At 68.5% G+C, this 14,201-nt stretch carries 13 protein-coding genes; 8 read left to right on the top strand and 5 right to left on the bottom strand.

The features are described 5' to 3' along the window. Positions 1 to 12: 12 nt before the first annotated feature. The 4 genes from ACE37B_RS03650 to ACE37B_RS03635 are packed head-to-tail and all read right to left on the bottom strand — an operon-like array spanning position 13 to position 3,617. Positions 13 to 762: an SDR family NAD(P)-dependent oxidoreductase gene (locus ACE37B_RS03650; RefSeq protein ID WP_409921921.1), complete on the bottom strand. Its 750-nt coding sequence runs from the start codon at positions 760 to 762 to the stop codon at positions 13 to 15. Beyond that, positions 755 to 1,249: a cupin domain-containing protein gene (locus tag ACE37B_RS03645; protein WP_409921920.1), complete on the bottom strand. Its 495-nt coding sequence runs from the start codon at positions 1,247 to 1,249 to the stop codon at positions 755 to 757. The genes ACE37B_RS03650 and ACE37B_RS03645 overlap by 8 nt, the downstream gene beginning before the upstream one ends. Next, positions 1,246 to 3,237, bottom strand: a complete 1,992-nt coding sequence (locus ACE37B_RS03640) for an amidase (protein WP_409921919.1) — start codon at positions 3,235 to 3,237, stop codon at positions 1,246 to 1,248. The genes ACE37B_RS03645 and ACE37B_RS03640 overlap by 4 nt, the downstream gene beginning before the upstream one ends. Before the next feature lie 2 nt (positions 3,238 to 3,239). Beyond that, on the bottom strand, positions 3,240 to 3,617 hold the full coding sequence (locus ACE37B_RS03635) for an AtzH-like domain-containing protein (protein WP_409921918.1): 378 nt from the start codon (positions 3,615 to 3,617) through the stop codon (positions 3,240 to 3,242). Positions 3,618 to 3,749: 132 nt separating this feature from the next. On the opposite strand from ACE37B_RS03635, the gene ACE37B_RS03630 reads away from it, so the two are divergent. The 3 genes from ACE37B_RS03630 to ACE37B_RS03620 are packed head-to-tail and all read left to right on the top strand — an operon-like array spanning position 3,750 to position 6,619. Further along, positions 3,750 to 4,571: an SDR family NAD(P)-dependent oxidoreductase gene (locus ACE37B_RS03630; protein WP_409921917.1), complete on the top strand. Its 822-nt coding sequence runs from the start codon at positions 3,750 to 3,752 to the stop codon at positions 4,569 to 4,571. A gap of 43 nt (positions 4,572 to 4,614) precedes the next feature. Then, positions 4,615 to 5,691, top strand: coding sequence for an aldo/keto reductase (locus ACE37B_RS03625; protein WP_409921916.1), 1,077 nt, complete (start codon positions 4,615 to 4,617; stop codon positions 5,689 to 5,691). Between the two features lie 28 nt (positions 5,692 to 5,719). After that, positions 5,720 to 6,619 carry a 2OG-Fe(II) oxygenase family protein gene (locus ACE37B_RS03620; protein WP_409921915.1) on the top strand — a complete coding sequence of 300 codons (900 nt, stop codon included), beginning with the start codon at positions 5,720 to 5,722 and terminating at the stop codon, positions 6,617 to 6,619. Here ACE37B_RS03620 and ACE37B_RS03615 read toward each other — a convergent pair. Further along, positions 6,575 to 8,200 (bottom strand): MFS transporter, encoded by a 1,626-nt coding sequence (locus ACE37B_RS03615; RefSeq protein WP_409921914.1) that lies wholly within the window; start codon positions 8,198 to 8,200, stop codon positions 6,575 to 6,577. The genes ACE37B_RS03620 and ACE37B_RS03615 overlap by 45 nt on opposite strands. A gap of 193 nt (positions 8,201 to 8,393) precedes the next feature. Between ACE37B_RS03615 and ACE37B_RS03610 the strand changes: the two genes are divergently transcribed. From ACE37B_RS03610 to ACE37B_RS03590, 5 genes are read left to right on the top strand one after another with little or no spacing between them, the layout of a single operon-like run. Then, positions 8,394 to 9,410 (top strand): DUF4157 domain-containing protein, encoded by a 1,017-nt coding sequence (locus ACE37B_RS03610; RefSeq protein WP_409921913.1) that lies wholly within the window; start codon positions 8,394 to 8,396, stop codon positions 9,408 to 9,410. A gap of 13 nt (positions 9,411 to 9,423) precedes the next feature. After that, positions 9,424 to 9,849 carry a barstar family protein gene (locus ACE37B_RS03605; RefSeq protein ID WP_409921912.1) on the top strand — a complete coding sequence of 142 codons (426 nt, stop codon included), beginning with the start codon at positions 9,424 to 9,426 and terminating at the stop codon, positions 9,847 to 9,849. Between the two features lie 22 nt (positions 9,850 to 9,871). Further along, positions 9,872 to 10,831 (top strand): sterol desaturase family protein, encoded by a 960-nt coding sequence (locus ACE37B_RS03600; protein ID WP_409921911.1) that lies wholly within the window; start codon positions 9,872 to 9,874, stop codon positions 10,829 to 10,831. Positions 10,832 to 10,856: 25 nt separating this feature from the next. Further along, positions 10,857 to 13,040 carry an acyltransferase family protein gene (locus ACE37B_RS03595; protein ID WP_409921910.1) on the top strand — a complete coding sequence of 728 codons (2,184 nt, stop codon included), beginning with the start codon at positions 10,857 to 10,859 and terminating at the stop codon, positions 13,038 to 13,040. Then, positions 13,037 to 14,191: an SAM-dependent methyltransferase gene (locus tag ACE37B_RS03590; RefSeq protein ID WP_409921909.1), complete on the top strand. Its 1,155-nt coding sequence runs from the start codon at positions 13,037 to 13,039 to the stop codon at positions 14,189 to 14,191. The genes ACE37B_RS03595 and ACE37B_RS03590 overlap by 4 nt, the downstream gene beginning before the upstream one ends. Positions 14,192 to 14,201 lie beyond the last annotated feature (10 nt).

Genomic DNA, 14,201 nt, shown 5'->3' with positions numbered 1-14,201 from the left:
CGAGGAGTGCGTTCACCAGGCGACGTCGTCGCCGAAACGATCGACGAATCGACCGGTGAACGTCGCGTCCAAGCGGCCGATGAGATCGGCGATCTCCCGCGTGGCCACCGGCGTCGACAGTGGCGCTTCGCTGCCCGCCATGTCGGTGTCCATCCAGCCGGGCACGAGAGCCACCGGCGCGGTGCCCGCCAGCGCCGGGTCGCGCGTCATCATGATCGTGGCCATGTTGAGAGCCGCCTTGGAGGAGTTGTAGGCGTAGTCGATGCCGACATTGCCCGACAGCGAGCCGAGCTGTGACGACACGTTGAGCACGACCGCGCCGGGCGCGAGAAGAGACGACAGGGACTGCGTCACCAAGATGGGCCCGACGACGTTGGTGTCGAACACGGCGAGCAGTGCCGGTCGTTGCATCGCCGGGATCGGCCCCGCTGACGCCTCCCATTCGAACTCCGGCACCTGCTTGATCCCTGCGTTGTTGACGAGCAGGTCGAGTCGCTCGGTGTACGCCGCCACCGAGTCGGCGAGTCGGCGGATCGACGCATCGTCGGTGACGTCGAGTTGCACGATGGGCACATCGAGCGCCTGCAGATCGGCGGCGCGATCGGGAGTCCGACAGGCTGCGATGATCCGATGCCCGTCATCGAGCAAGTGGCGAACGAGCCACAGACCGATGCCTCGCGACGCTCCGGTCACCAGGATCGTTCGTGGGTCGAGCGCCGGCGGTGTCGCCTCCGGTCGCCCGACGGCGCTCGTCTCACTCACCGAGATCCTCCGTGACACCGAGATCCTCCGTGACGTCGAGGTCCGCCGTGACGTCGAAGTGCGCCAGGTTGCGCGCGACTGCGAGATCGTCGTCGTCGAGGATCGTCGCCGGACCCGCGGTGATGAGGTCGGCGAATCCGTCATCGGGCGACATCGTCGTCAGTGCGTACATGCGGCCCGGACCGGTGTTGCGGATGTGATGCACCGATCCCGGCGGCAGGACGAGGAGTTGGCCAGCGCACACCGCCATTTCGACTCCGTCGCTCGTCGCGATCCCTTCACCAGCGACGAACCAGAACATCTCGACCGACCGCGGATGGCTGTTGGGCGGCTGCGACCCGCCGGGCTCCCAGACCTCGAAGGAGACGCACACGTCGTCGGCGTGCTCCGGTGCCCGGACCACGGCGAGCTTGACGGTGTCGCCGGCTGAGATGTGGTGGCACGGTGCGTTCGCGAGATCGTGCAGGGACGTCGATGCGATGGTCACGGTGCGGTCCTGTCCCGGACCGCGCCGTCGCGAACGAACGCGCCCGATGGTGGAGTGTCGAGCCCGGTTGCATCGAAAACGGTGGCACGGAGGAGTTGGAGGTCGGATCCCGGGGCGCCGATGAAGGCGATGCCGAGCGGGAAGCCGTCGTCGGTGGCGAGGGGGCGGACCACGACGGGTGCGCCGGCGAGCCCGGCGAGCGATTCGATCCGAAGCGTCTGCATCCGGTTCGTCTCGTGACGCTCGCGGTCGGCACCGATGTCTGCAGGCGGAGCAGCGCCGGCGGCGGCTGGCACCACGAGGATCCGTCCGTCGCTGGTGGCCTCGACGATCGCACGCTCGACCTGCTCGCGGATGACGAGCCCGGCGGTGACGTCGGCGGCGGTCACTTGCGATGCGCCGGCGAACCGGGCGGCGATACCGGGGCCGAGGTTCGGTCGCGTCTCGGTGATCCACTCGCCGTGAGCGGCCCAGGCCTCGTCGCCTTGGATCGCTCGGAACGCAGCGACTGCCTCTGCGAGGTCGACGCCGAGTGCGATCGGCGACTCGTGGGCGCCGATGCTGCGTCCGACTCGGCGAAGTTCGTCGGCGACCTCTGCTCGCACGTCTGCCAACACTTCGGCCACGAGGCGGAAATCGGAGACGCCGGGCGGGGCGGCCGGCTCGTCGCTCGCTCCCAGCAGCGCTCGAGCTCCCGCGAGCAGTACCGCCGGATCTCGGGCGAAGAGACCGACCGTGTCGAACGACGCAGCGAGCGCGACGACCCCATCGATCGGCACAGCGCCGTGCGTCGGGCGCCAACCGTGGAGGCCGCAGTAGCTCGCCGGCACGCGGATCGAACCGCCGGTGTCGGTGCCGAGCGCCAAGTCGACGAGTCCGGCGGCGACCGCCGCTGCGGAACCCGCCGATGATCCGCCCGGCACGCGACCGGGCGCTGCGACGTTGACCGGGGTGCCGTCGTGCACGTTGGTGCCCGACAGCGAGAACGCCAACTCGTCGGTCACCGTTCGGCCGACGACGGTCGCACCCGCGTCGACGAGTCGGGTCACCGCCGACGCCGAGGACGTGGCAGGGGAGCGGTCTCGCCCGAAGTCGGGTGTCCCGGCCCGTGTCACGGTGCCGGCGACGTCGAAGAGGTCTTTGACGCCGAGCGCGAGCCCGGCGAGCGGGCCGGTCGAGGCGCCGCGCTCGAGTACCGCCGGCGTGCCGACGAACGCACCGACCGTGTCGATCGGAACGAGGGTCGCGGTGGCGATGTCGGCGAGGGAGGCGGTGAACCCGAAGCACTGCCGCACGTTGTAGACCGTCGCGTCCCAGCAGTACGACGGGGACGTGGTGGCGCACGCGTCGTCGAGCATGACGACGTCGTAGCCGATGCATGCCGCGTCGATCAGCGTGGCGAGCACGCACTGATCGGCGTTGACCCCGGCGAACAGGAGCGTCGACACGTCGAGGTTGCGCAAGACCGAATCGAGTTCGGTGTCCCAGAACCCGCTCATCCGGTGTTTGTCGACCTCGATGTCGCCGGGCTGCACGACCAGTTCGTCGATGAGCGCAGCGCCCCATGAGCCGGTCTGCAGGACAGGGTGGCCGGTCGGCTCGCTCGATCCGATCCCCACGCCGCGGCCGTCGGGGTCGTAGACGTGCACGACATTCGGTGGCAGGTTGGCCCGGTCGGGACGCGTGCCCCAGTTGAGCCACACCACGGCTGCGCCGCCGGCGCGCATCGCGGGGAGCGACGACACGAGCGCGTCGATCGGTGACCGAGCGGGGGTCACGTCGACCTCGATCGAGCCCAGCCAGCCGTCCGGGTGGCAGAAGTCGTTCTGCATGTCGACGATGACGACCGCTGTCCGAGCGAGATCCAGACGAAGGCGGCTTGGCTGCGCGTCCACCTCGACGACCCGAGTCGTTCGGGCTGTCGGCACGAGCGAGACCAGTTCACCGTCGGTCTCCCAGGCTCGCCGGGTGGCTCCGATGCGGCGCATGGTCACGACGTGACACCGGCGAGGCGTGACACGTGCGCATGCGAGATCCTCCACCCGGACGCCCCGCGTTGCCAGACCTGCGTGCGCTGGATGTGGAACCCGCCTCGGTCCAGCACCGCCAGGTGGAGCGCTGCGTCGGAACCGAGCATGCGGACCTCGTCGTGCAGCCACGTGGGCTCGGGCATCGGTTCGGTCGACTGGCGCAGGCCGACGACAGCAGCCACGCCGAGTTGCTGGCCCTCCGGACCGAAACGGCTGACGGGCTCGGCGTCGCAGAACCAACCGGCAGCCGATGCCGTGTCGCCCGACACGAGCGCCGCCTCGTAGTCGTGAGCTGCCCGCCGGATGGCGGCGGGTTCGTCGTCGGCTGCGTCGTGCACCCACGCGAAGGTAGGACGACTCTGTTTCGGCCACGTTTCGGCCCGACGAACGTCGTCGCGCTGCGGGAGTTCACACAGCCGCAACGGAGTGGACCCTGATCCGCCGAACTCGAGTGGTAGACCACCGCCGTCGTGGACACACCGATCGAGCACCGCAACGAGCCCCAGGGCGACGCGCCGCAACCCTCGTCGACGTCCTCGTCGCTCTCCATCTCGGCGTCTTCTGGCCGGCTCGATGGGCGACCGGTCATCGTCACCGGCGCGGCGGCGGGGATCGGTGCAGCGATCGCGCGACGTCTCGCCGACGAGGGAGCGGTCGTCGGGCTGATCGATCGGCACCTCGACGTGGGCGATGTCGCGGCCGAACTCGGCGGGTGTCACGCCGTCGCGGATCTGACCGATGACACCGCCCTGAGGGTGGCATTCGACGAACTCCTCGACGAACTCGGTGGGTGCTGGCTGCTGGTCAACAACGCCGGACGCTTCCTCAAGCGTTCGTTGCTCGACACGAGCCTCGATGAATGGGATGCCGTGCAGCGGCTCAACGTTCGTGCCTGCGTCGCCACGATCCAGGCCGTCGCACCGACGATGATCGCGGCCGGAGCCGGCCGCATCGTGAACCAGGCGTCGATGGCGGCGAAGCTCGGGACGCCCGGTGAATCGGCGTACGCCGCATCGAAGGCGGCGCTGGTCGCCCTGTCGCGCATCGCCGCACAGGAACTCGGTCCGTTCGGCATCACCGTCAACGCGGTGTGTCCTGGCTACGTGTTGACCGAACTCGGTGCCGAGTCCCGCGACGACGCCACCATTGCGTCGTGGACGGCGGCGAGTCCGCTCGGACGTCTCGCCACACCCGACGATGTCGCCGCGACCGTCGCGCATCTCGCCTCCGACGACGCCTCGTACATCACCGGGCAAGCGCTCAACGTCACCGGTGGGATGTGCACCTGGTGACGACCAGCACGACCAGCACGACCAGCACGAACGGAGTCGACAAGTGACCGATGATCAGCAACCCGACGAACCCACCCCGGACGAACGTCCCGACGCGGTCGTCGGCCCGGCGCCAGATCGCTACGACGGCGTCGAGTATCGACGAGCCGGACGCAGCGGTGTCTTGTTGTCTCCGATCTCACTCGGTTTGTGGCAGAACTTCGGAGACGCCGCCGGCGAGGAGGAGCCCAGGCGGATCGTTCGGCGTGCCGTCGATCGTGGTGTCACCCACTTCGACCTCGCCAACAACTACGGCCCGCCGCCCGGGTCGGCAGAGGAGCGCTTCGGTCGCATCGTCGCCACCGATCTGCGAGCCCACCGCGACGAACTGTTCATCGCGACCAAGGCGGGCTACCTGATGTGGCCCGGGCCGCATGGCGAATGGGGATCGCGCAAGTCGCTCCTGGCCAGCCTCGATCAGAGCCTGCGGCGCATGCAACTCGACTACGTCGACGTGTTCTACTCCCATCGGTTCGATCCCGACACGCCACTCGAGGAGACGATGGGGGCCCTCGACACTGCGGTGCGGTCGGGTCGTGCGCTCTACGCGGGCATCTCGTCGTACGGGCCGGAGGCGACGCGGCGAGCGATCGCGATCCTCGCCGAACTCGGCACGCCGTGCCTGGTCCATCAGGCGTCGTATTCGATGCTCAACCGGTGGATCGAGGACGAACTGCTCGACGTGCTCGGCGACGCTGGCGTCGGTTGCGTCGGGTTCTCACCGCTCGCGCAGGGGCTCTTGAGCGACAAGTACCTCGACGGCATCCCGACCGGCTCGCGAGCGTCGGCGCCGGGACCGTTGCGCCCGGAGTTCTTGAGCGACGCCAATCTCGCCCGCGTGCGAGCGCTCGACGCCATCGCCCGACGACGAGGCCAGACCCTCGCCCAACTCGCGGTCCAGTGGACGCTGCGCGACCCGCGCATCGCGACGGTGCTCGTGGGAGCGCGCACCGTCGAGCAACTCGACGACACCCTCGACGCGCTCGAGAGCCCTGCGCTCGACCAGGATGAACTCCTCGCCATCGACGTCCATGCCGTCGACGGCGAGGTCAACCTGTGGGCGCGATCGAGCACCGAGTAGAACCCGGCACGACAGGAGCCAGTACGACATGCACCAGCACGAGACACACGAGCACGAGGCACATCGACCAGCCGCCCCGCACGCCAGCAACGTCGCGGTCGTCGACTTCGCGGCGGCCGACGCCCCCGAGCGGTTCACGCAGAGCCTGCGCGAGACGGGGTTCGCCGTGCTCGTCAACCACCCGCTGCCGTGGACGCTCGTCGAGCAGATCTACGACGAGTGGGCCGCGCTGTTCGATTCACCGGCAGTGCAGCAGTACCTGGTCGATCCGGGTGGTCACGAAGGGTGGTTCCCGCCGGACCGCAGCGAGACCGCCAAAGGCAACACCGTGCGCGACCTGAAGGAGTTCTTTCACGTCTATGCGCACGCGACCTATCCGGGCGAGGTCAGCGACGCCGCGCTCAGGTATCGGGCGATCGCGATCGACATCGCCGTCACGCTGCTCGGATGGGTCGAAGCGAACACCCCTCCCGACATCGCTGCACGTTTCTCCCAACCGCTGTCGACGATGCTCGACGGGAGCACACGCAATCTGCTCCGGGTGCTGCGGTATCCGGCGCTGACCGGCGACGAACCGGCCGGCGCGTTGCGGTCGGCCCCGCACGAAGACATCGACCTGCTCACGGTGCTGCCGGCCTCCGACGAACCGGGGTTGCAGTTGCTTCGCTCCGACGGCGAGTGGTTCGACGTGCCGTGCGATCCCGGATCGGTCGCGGTCAACGCGGGGGAGATGCTGCAGTTGGCCAGCGGCGGCTACTACCCGGCAACGACGCATCGGGTGACGAACCCGATCGGCGAGGCCGCCACCCGACGCCGCATGGCGTTGCCGCTGTTCCTGCAGCCTGCCGACGACGTGGTGCTCGCCGACGGCCGAACCGCTCGGTCATTCCACGCGGAGCGGATCGCCGAGCTGCGCGGCCGGAACTGACGGGGCGCGCCCCGGCAGCCGGCGGGTGAACGCGAGCGACACGACCGCCAGGAATCCGGCCAGCAGCAGGCCCGCCTTGAGCGCGTCGAGTTGGGCTGATCGATAGGCCTCGACGACGGCGGCACCCGCGGTTGCGTCGATGCCGCCCGCTGCGACCGCGTCGTCGACCACGGCGGCCACGTCGTCGGCGGCCACGAAACTCGCCCCCGCACGCACCTCGATCGCGACGGCGTTCGACAACGTCGACGAGAACGTCGGATCTGCTTCGATGTTCTGCACCCACGCCGCGACCAGCGCGCTGGCGACGATCGCGCCGATGAGCGCGGTGCCCATCGCCGAGCCGAGCTGTTGTGCGGTGTATTGCAGACCCCCGGCCTCGCCTCGGTCGTCCGGGCCGACCGACGACTGGATGACGTTGCCGAGTTGCGAGGCGACCAGACCCATGCTGACGCCGAGGACGGCGAGTGCGGCGGCGAACGAGGCTCCCTCCAGGCTCGGCTCGATCGACTGCAGCATCCAGAACGCCGCGATCACCAAGACGACGAAACCCGTCTGGACCACACGCTTCGGACCGAAGCGGGCTGCCAGCACGGGGCCGCTGGATGACGTGAGGAACATGGCGATCGAGATCGGCAGCATCTTGATCCCGGTCTCGAGCGCGTCGAAGCCGAGCACGATCTGGAAATAGAGCGGCAGCGTGAAGAAGATGCCCAGCAGGATCAGGTTCTGACTGAAGAAACAGCCGAGTCCGGCCCGCAGCGGTGCCACCGACAGCAGCTCCAACCGGACGAGTGGGTCACGTCCGGTGGCGATTCGATGGTCTTGCCAGAGTCGGAACGACCAGAGGACGCCGAACCCGGCGAGAACGACGAACGGCGTGAGCGCGTAGCCGAACGGCTCGATCGGGGAGTTCTTCGGCGCCACCCAGCCCCATGAACTGGCTTGCAGCATGGCGATCACCACGAGGCCGAGCCCGGTGGCAGAAAGCATCGAGCCGCCGATGTCGAGGCTGGGACGTCGCTCGCTCGCTTTGGCGTCACCGATGAGGCGCGCCGTCAGGATCACGAGCACCGTGAGAACGACCTCGCCGACGAACACCCAGCGCCACGACAGGTTCGTGGTGAAGAAGCCGCCGACGATCGGCCCCGCCGCGATCCCGACACCGGCAACGCCACCGATCACCCCGAACGCGGTGACCCGATCGCGACCGTCATAGTTCGCCGACACGAGCGCCACCAGCGCGGGAAGCACGAGCGCCGCGCCGATGCCTTCGAGCACCGACCATCCGAGAACGAGCGCCCCGACGTTCCACGACGCCGCGGTCAGCGCCGACCCGGTGGCGTAGATCGTGAGGCCGATGACGAACGCTCGTCGGCGCCCGACGATGTCGCCGATCTTGCCGCCGGTGATCATCAGCGCAGCCATCACCAGCGCATACAGCGTGATCACGCCTTGGATCGTCGTCACCGAGGTGTCGAAGTCAGCGACCAGTTGGCTGATCGCCACGTTCATGACGGCCTGATCGAGCACCATCAGGAACTGCGCCAACGACAACACGATCAAGGGGCTCCACTTGCGCATGCCGAGACGTTACGCGCGGGCAGCAGGACCGCAACACGATGCCGAGACACGGCAGAGACACGGCCGAGCGACACGGCCGAGCGACACGGCCGAGACACGGCTGTGAGACACGGCAGAGACACGAGATGAATCCAGGACCAGCCGCATCCGGCCGATGTCGTGGTGGTACCGTTGCTGCAGGGAGGACCGCAAGATGGAAGTGCATCAGGAACACGTCGACGCACGTGTGCCGGCGGTCGCTCCGACATCGCCCCAACCGGCGGCGGTCGAAGCGGGTCCGCACCTGGCCAGTCGAGAGCATCTCATCGTGCAGGCGAAGCTGGCCGTCGGGCCGGCCGACGATCCGCTCGAACACGAAGCCGATGCGATGGCGAGCCGGGTCGTTCGCTTCCTCGGGGGCCAGACCGGCGTCGCTCAACGGAGCGCGGCGGTCACCACACTGCCGAAGGTCCAGCGCGCAGCCCCGATGGGTGCCCCGGGTGGTGACCTCGACGCCGCCACCGAGCGAGTCGTGCGTGCACGATCGCGAGGCGGGTCACCGCTGCCGGAGGATGCCAAGTCGAAGATGGAGTCCGCGTTCGGCGCCGACTTCAGCGGGGTGCGAGTGCACACCGGATCGACCGCGACGGCGCTCAACGATCGGATCCAGGCGAAGGCGTTCACCACCGGCAACAGCATCTTCTTCCGCGACGGTCTCCCCGACACGAACTCGTCGAGCGGACAAGAACTCCTGGCCCACGAGTTGACCCACACGATCCAGCAGGGTGCCGCCCCGGCGGTCGCTCAGCGCAAGGTCGACAAGTCGACCGACGCGGCCACGGGTCCGGTCGACGACATTCTCGATTCAGCGCTGGCAGGAGATGTCGCGACCCGAGCCACCGACACGCTCGATCTCGTCAAGAAGGGCACGGCGCACGCCGACCATCCCTACGTCGTCGAGCGCACCAAGCAGAACGGCGGGACGATGCCCAACAGCGCGAAGAAGTTCAAGTGGGGCGTGCCGCATCGCAATGGCGAGGGGCGACTCCCCGGCGTACCGGGTGCGGGTGGGTACAGCGAGTACTACATCGCGAACGGTCCGAAGGCATCCGGATCTGCAACGGGTGCCGAGCGCCTCGTCGTGCAGGACTCGACCAAGGCCGTGTTCCACACCGCCACGCACTACGGGCGAGATGGCAATCCTGCATTCACCCACTACGGCAGTCTGTGAGAGGCTGCCCATCGTGAGGTATTCGCTCTGGAATCTCTGTGCGCAAGCCGATGCGCCGACCTTGCTCGATGCGCTCGATCGCTCGGGATTCGCGCTCCGATCCGTCGAGACGGCGGGCGTCTCGACGGCCCAGGAGTTCATCGACCGGTGCGCCGAGACCTTCGGGTTCCCCAGCGGAGGGTGGGATTCCTTCGGGGACGACATGTGGAACGTGTTGTTCCCCGACGACGACGAAGGCGACAAGGTCGCGTTCGTGTGGAACCACGCCGACGCCTTGCTCGACGAGGGGCTCGACGCGATGCTCCACGCCGTCGATGTCCTCGCCCACACCGGACGCGCTGCCTACGCAGATGGCGTCGAGATCATCACGTTCCTGCTCGGCGACGGCCCGAACTTCGCTCGGGTCGACGTCGCCGACCTGTTCCCGACGCTCGGCTGACGAACCGGAGGGTTCGGACACCGTGAACCACCTCGACATGAAGCACCTCAACGCTCGACCGATCGACGTCATCGATCTGTTGTCGTTGCCGGCGTTCGCGGCGACCATGGCCTGGGAAGCGAGGATCTTGTCTCGCCGCGAACGGCGTGAGTTCGACGACCTCGACCGTGCGACCCGAGACGAACTGTCCGACCCGGCGCCGCCACCCGATGAGCTCGTCCCCGTCGGGTATGACGCCCGTGACACTCGCGCCAGCCTGACGATGCTGCTCGGCAGCGTCGCGGCGAACCTCGCCGTCGCCGGGGCCGTCGCGGCCCTCCAGCGCATGGTGTTCAAGCGGCGGATCGTCGATCTCGGTGCGACGAAATGGTCACTTCCGGTCGCGTGTCTCGCCTGGGACTTCCTCTACTACTGGGATCACCGCTGGATGCACGAGATCCGCCTGCTCTGGGCGAACCACGTGACGCACCACTCGAGTCGGCGCTACAACCTCTCGACCGCGCTGCGCCAGCCGTGGTCGGGCATCCTCACCGCGTGGGTCTTCTTGCCGATGCCGCTGCTCGGCATCCCGTATCGCCACGTGACCAAAGCAGCGCAGCTCAACCTGCTGTACCAGTACTGGATCCACACCGAGGCGATCGATCGACTCCCGAAGCCGATCGAGGCCGTGTTCAACACGCCGTCACACCATCGGGTGCACCACGGGGCCAACCCGCAGTACCTCGACAAGAACTACGGCGGCGTGCTGATCCTGTGGGACCGCCTGTTCGGCACGTTCGAACCCGAGCGCCGGCGCGTGAAGTACGGCCTCACGAAGAACGTCGACACGTTCAACCCGTTGCGGCTCGCCTACCACGAGTTCGCCGACATCGCCCGCGACGTGCGAGCGAGCCGAGGGGTCCGCAACAAGCTCGGGTACGTCTTCCGTCGTCCGGGGTGGCAGCCGTCGGCTGAGCTCGAGCCGCGCCCGCTGGCCGCGTGACCCGCTGGGTCGGGGGCACGCCGTGGTGACGCTCGAGCGGTTGCCGGCCCTCGATGGCCTTCGCGCCGTTGCCGTCTACCTCGTCGTCGTGTTCCACGCCGGCGTGGCTCGATTCGAGTTCGGCTTCATCGGCGTCGACGTGTTCTTCGTGCTGTCGGGTTTCCTCATCACGAAGCTGCTCGTCATCGAGCGTGTCGGATCGGGTCGGATCTCGTTGCTCGACTTCTACAGCCGTCGCATCCGTCGGCTGCTCCCCGCTGCGTGGATCGCGATCGCCGGCACGAGCGTGCTGTACGCGGCGTTCGCGTCACCGTTGGAGCGAGCGTCGGTGCTGGGCGACGCCCGTGCTGCGGTGTTCTACGTCGCGAACTGGAACTTCATCGGCAACGGCCAGGACTACTTCGCGGAGTCACTCGAATCCAGCCCGTTCCTCCATCTCTGGTCGCTGGCTGTCGAGGAACAGTTCTACATCGTGTGGCCGCTGATCATGATCGGCGTGCTCGCGCTCTGGACCCGCTCGGCACGAGCAGCTCGGCTCACCTCGATCGGCCTGTGTGCCGTTGCGCTGGTGGGTGCCACCGCTGCCATTGCGGTGGCCGAGGCGAATCTGTTGCGTGCGTACTACGGCACCGACACCCGCGCCTACCAGTTGTTGGCCGGTGCTGCGGTCGCGTTCGCACTCACTGCGCCGTCGGGTCGAGCCCGCCAACCGCTCTCGGCTCGGGTGGCCGGAGCGTGCGTTGGCGTCGGCGTGGCGGCGATCGGCGGACTCGCCGTGGGCGGAGCTCTGGATCCCGTCGAGCGAGGGGTCGTCGTCACCGTTGCGGCGGTCGTGACGCTCGTGGGCGTCGCCGGAACACCGAGCGCTTCGCTGCCGGCGCGTGTGTTGGGGTTGCTGCCGCTGCGACGACTGGGCGACCTGTCGTATGCCACGTACCTGTGGCACTGGCCGCTCGTGGTCGTCCTCGACCGGACGCTCGCGATCGGCCCGGTCACCACGGCGATCGTCGTCGCGTTGCTGGCGACCGGCATCGCGAAGCTGAGCATGGACCTGGTCGAACGACCGGTTCGGGCCTGGTCGAGCGGAGCGGATCGGCGCCGCAACGTCGCGACGGTCGCCGTCGCGGCCGTGGCGACGCTCGCGCTCGGGCTCGGCGTGGTGGTCGCGGTGTTCGAGTCCGACCGCGGGCAGATTCGCGCAGTGGCTCGGATCGGCTTCACCCCCACGGTGGCGCCCGACGCGACGGCCGGCACGACACCGGTGCCCGACGATGTCCTCGAGGTGTCGACAGAGGTCCCGCTGCTGCCTGCAACGCTCGACGAACCTGCAACCCCCGACGCACCGGCGACCCCGGGTGCACCGGCGACGCCCGGTGGCGGCGGCGATGCGGAAGTCGGGGGTGCGACGCTGCTCGGCGTCGACGCTTCGGTGGTCGGCGATTCGTTCGACGAGGGCGACGGCTGCGTCAACGACGATGTCGACGAGGTGTCGTCATGCGTCCTGGTGCGTGGGAGCGGCGAGCGCGTCCTGCTGATCGGCGACAGCCACGCGAACAAGATGAACGTGATCTTCGCCGAGCACGCTCTGGCCAACGACCTGTCGCTCGCCACGGTGTCGATGGTCGCGTGCCCGTGGCAGCGCGGCGTGCTCTACGAGTTGGTGCCACCGGTCGAGGGAGCGCGCCAGGTGTGTCGAGATCAGCGTCGCAGCCTGTACGAGCGCGTGGTCGAGGAGTACCAGCCCGATGTCGTCGTCGCGGTGTCGCACGATCTCACGACCGAGCGCTACACCGTCGTGCCCAGCGGCGACGTCGACGAACTCGTGGGGCTCTCGTCGCTCGAACTGATCGATGCGGCCACCCGGGGTTCGATCGACTCGCTCGTGGCCGCTGGCGCTCGGGTCGTGGTCCTCGAACCGCTGCCGAACGCGCCCTTCGACATCCCGTTCTGCCTCGATGCAGCCGAGTTCGTCGAGGAGTGCTCGTTCGAGGTCGGTGCCTGGCCAGCCGCCGAGACGCCCCGCTATCGAGAGATCGCCACCTCGAGGGATGCGGTCTCGACGGTCGACATCAGCGATCTGGTCTGCCCGGCGTTCCCGCGGTGCGACCCGATCGTCGACGGCGCGCTGGTACGGACCGACCTCGATCATCTCGGCCTCGATTTCACTCGCCTGATCGCTCCGGCGGTGATGGAACGAGTCGGGTTGTGAGTGACGCCGCATCCGACGGCGAAGGCGTCACCGACGCACTCGTGGCAGCGGTCCACGATCACACGCTCGCCGATGTCGCTCGGTCGGTCGTCGCGGGCGTTGGTCCAGACGAGGTGTCGGGATTGGCAGCGTCGGACCAGGACGTCGCGCTGGCTGCGTTGGCGGCGTGCGCGCGCATCGACGACGAACTGGCTCGCAGTGTCGTGGAGATCGAGGCAGCACTGGCACATCTCGGTGACCGTGCACGGGTCGTCGTCCCGGAGCCTGACGCTCAGTATCACCTGCTGCGCGTCCACCTCGACGACCACAGCGACGCCCTCGCCGTCGGCGAGTCGCTGCGTGCGATCGGCTTCACCGTGTGGGAGACGTGGTCCGGCGGCGCCGCCGAATCGTTTCGGCGCTTCGGTACACAGCTCACCTATGCGCGGACCGGCGACGTCAGCCTCGTCGTCTCGGTGCGATGGGGGCACCGAGCGCGTCGAACCGGATGGCGCAGTGTGGCAGCCCGCGCCGTCGTGCCGACGGCCGGTGACTGGGAGGCGATCGATCTGCCACGCTGGGCATGGTGGGCGTACTCGTTCGTGCGGCCGGTGCGTCAGGCGGCCGAACGGCTGGGGTGGCGCCGCCGATATCCGGAAAGTCTGGGGCCATTCCTGGCGACTCCTGACGCGCTCCTCGATCCGCTCTTCGCGTTCGCCGATCTCGGGCCCGGTGACGTCGTCGTCGACATCGGCTGTGGCGATGGGCGCATCGTCGTCGCTGCGGCGGAGCGTGTGGGCTGCCGGGCGCGTGGCGTCGAGCGGTCAGCGGATCTGGCCGCCGCAGCGCGGGCTCGTGCCAGTGCGGCTGGTGTCGCTCATCTGGTCGACATCGAGGTGGGCGACGGTCGCGATGTGGATCTGAGCGACGCGACGGTCGTGTTCGTGTTTCTCCCCGTCGAGGTGGTCAGGGAGATCCTGGCCGACCTGCTGGATCGCCTCGCCTCGAACGTGAACACCCCGGCGAAGGGCGTGACGAAGCGCACGGCGAGACTCGTCGTCCACGAACAGAACCCGCTCGCACTGACGTCGGCGCATCCGCCGGCCGAGCGTCGTGTGCTCGCCGCGGGCAACGCCGTGACGGTCGCCCACCGCTGGGACGTTCGCGGATGAGCTCGACGGC

It is taken from the genome of Ilumatobacter sp., from assembly GCF_046290335.1.
Taxonomy (GTDB): domain Bacteria; phylum Actinomycetota; class Acidimicrobiia; order Acidimicrobiales; family Ilumatobacteraceae; genus Ilumatobacter_A.
Note: the sequence above shows the minus strand (reverse complement) of the source record. Positions and strands in the feature narration are given on the sequence as shown.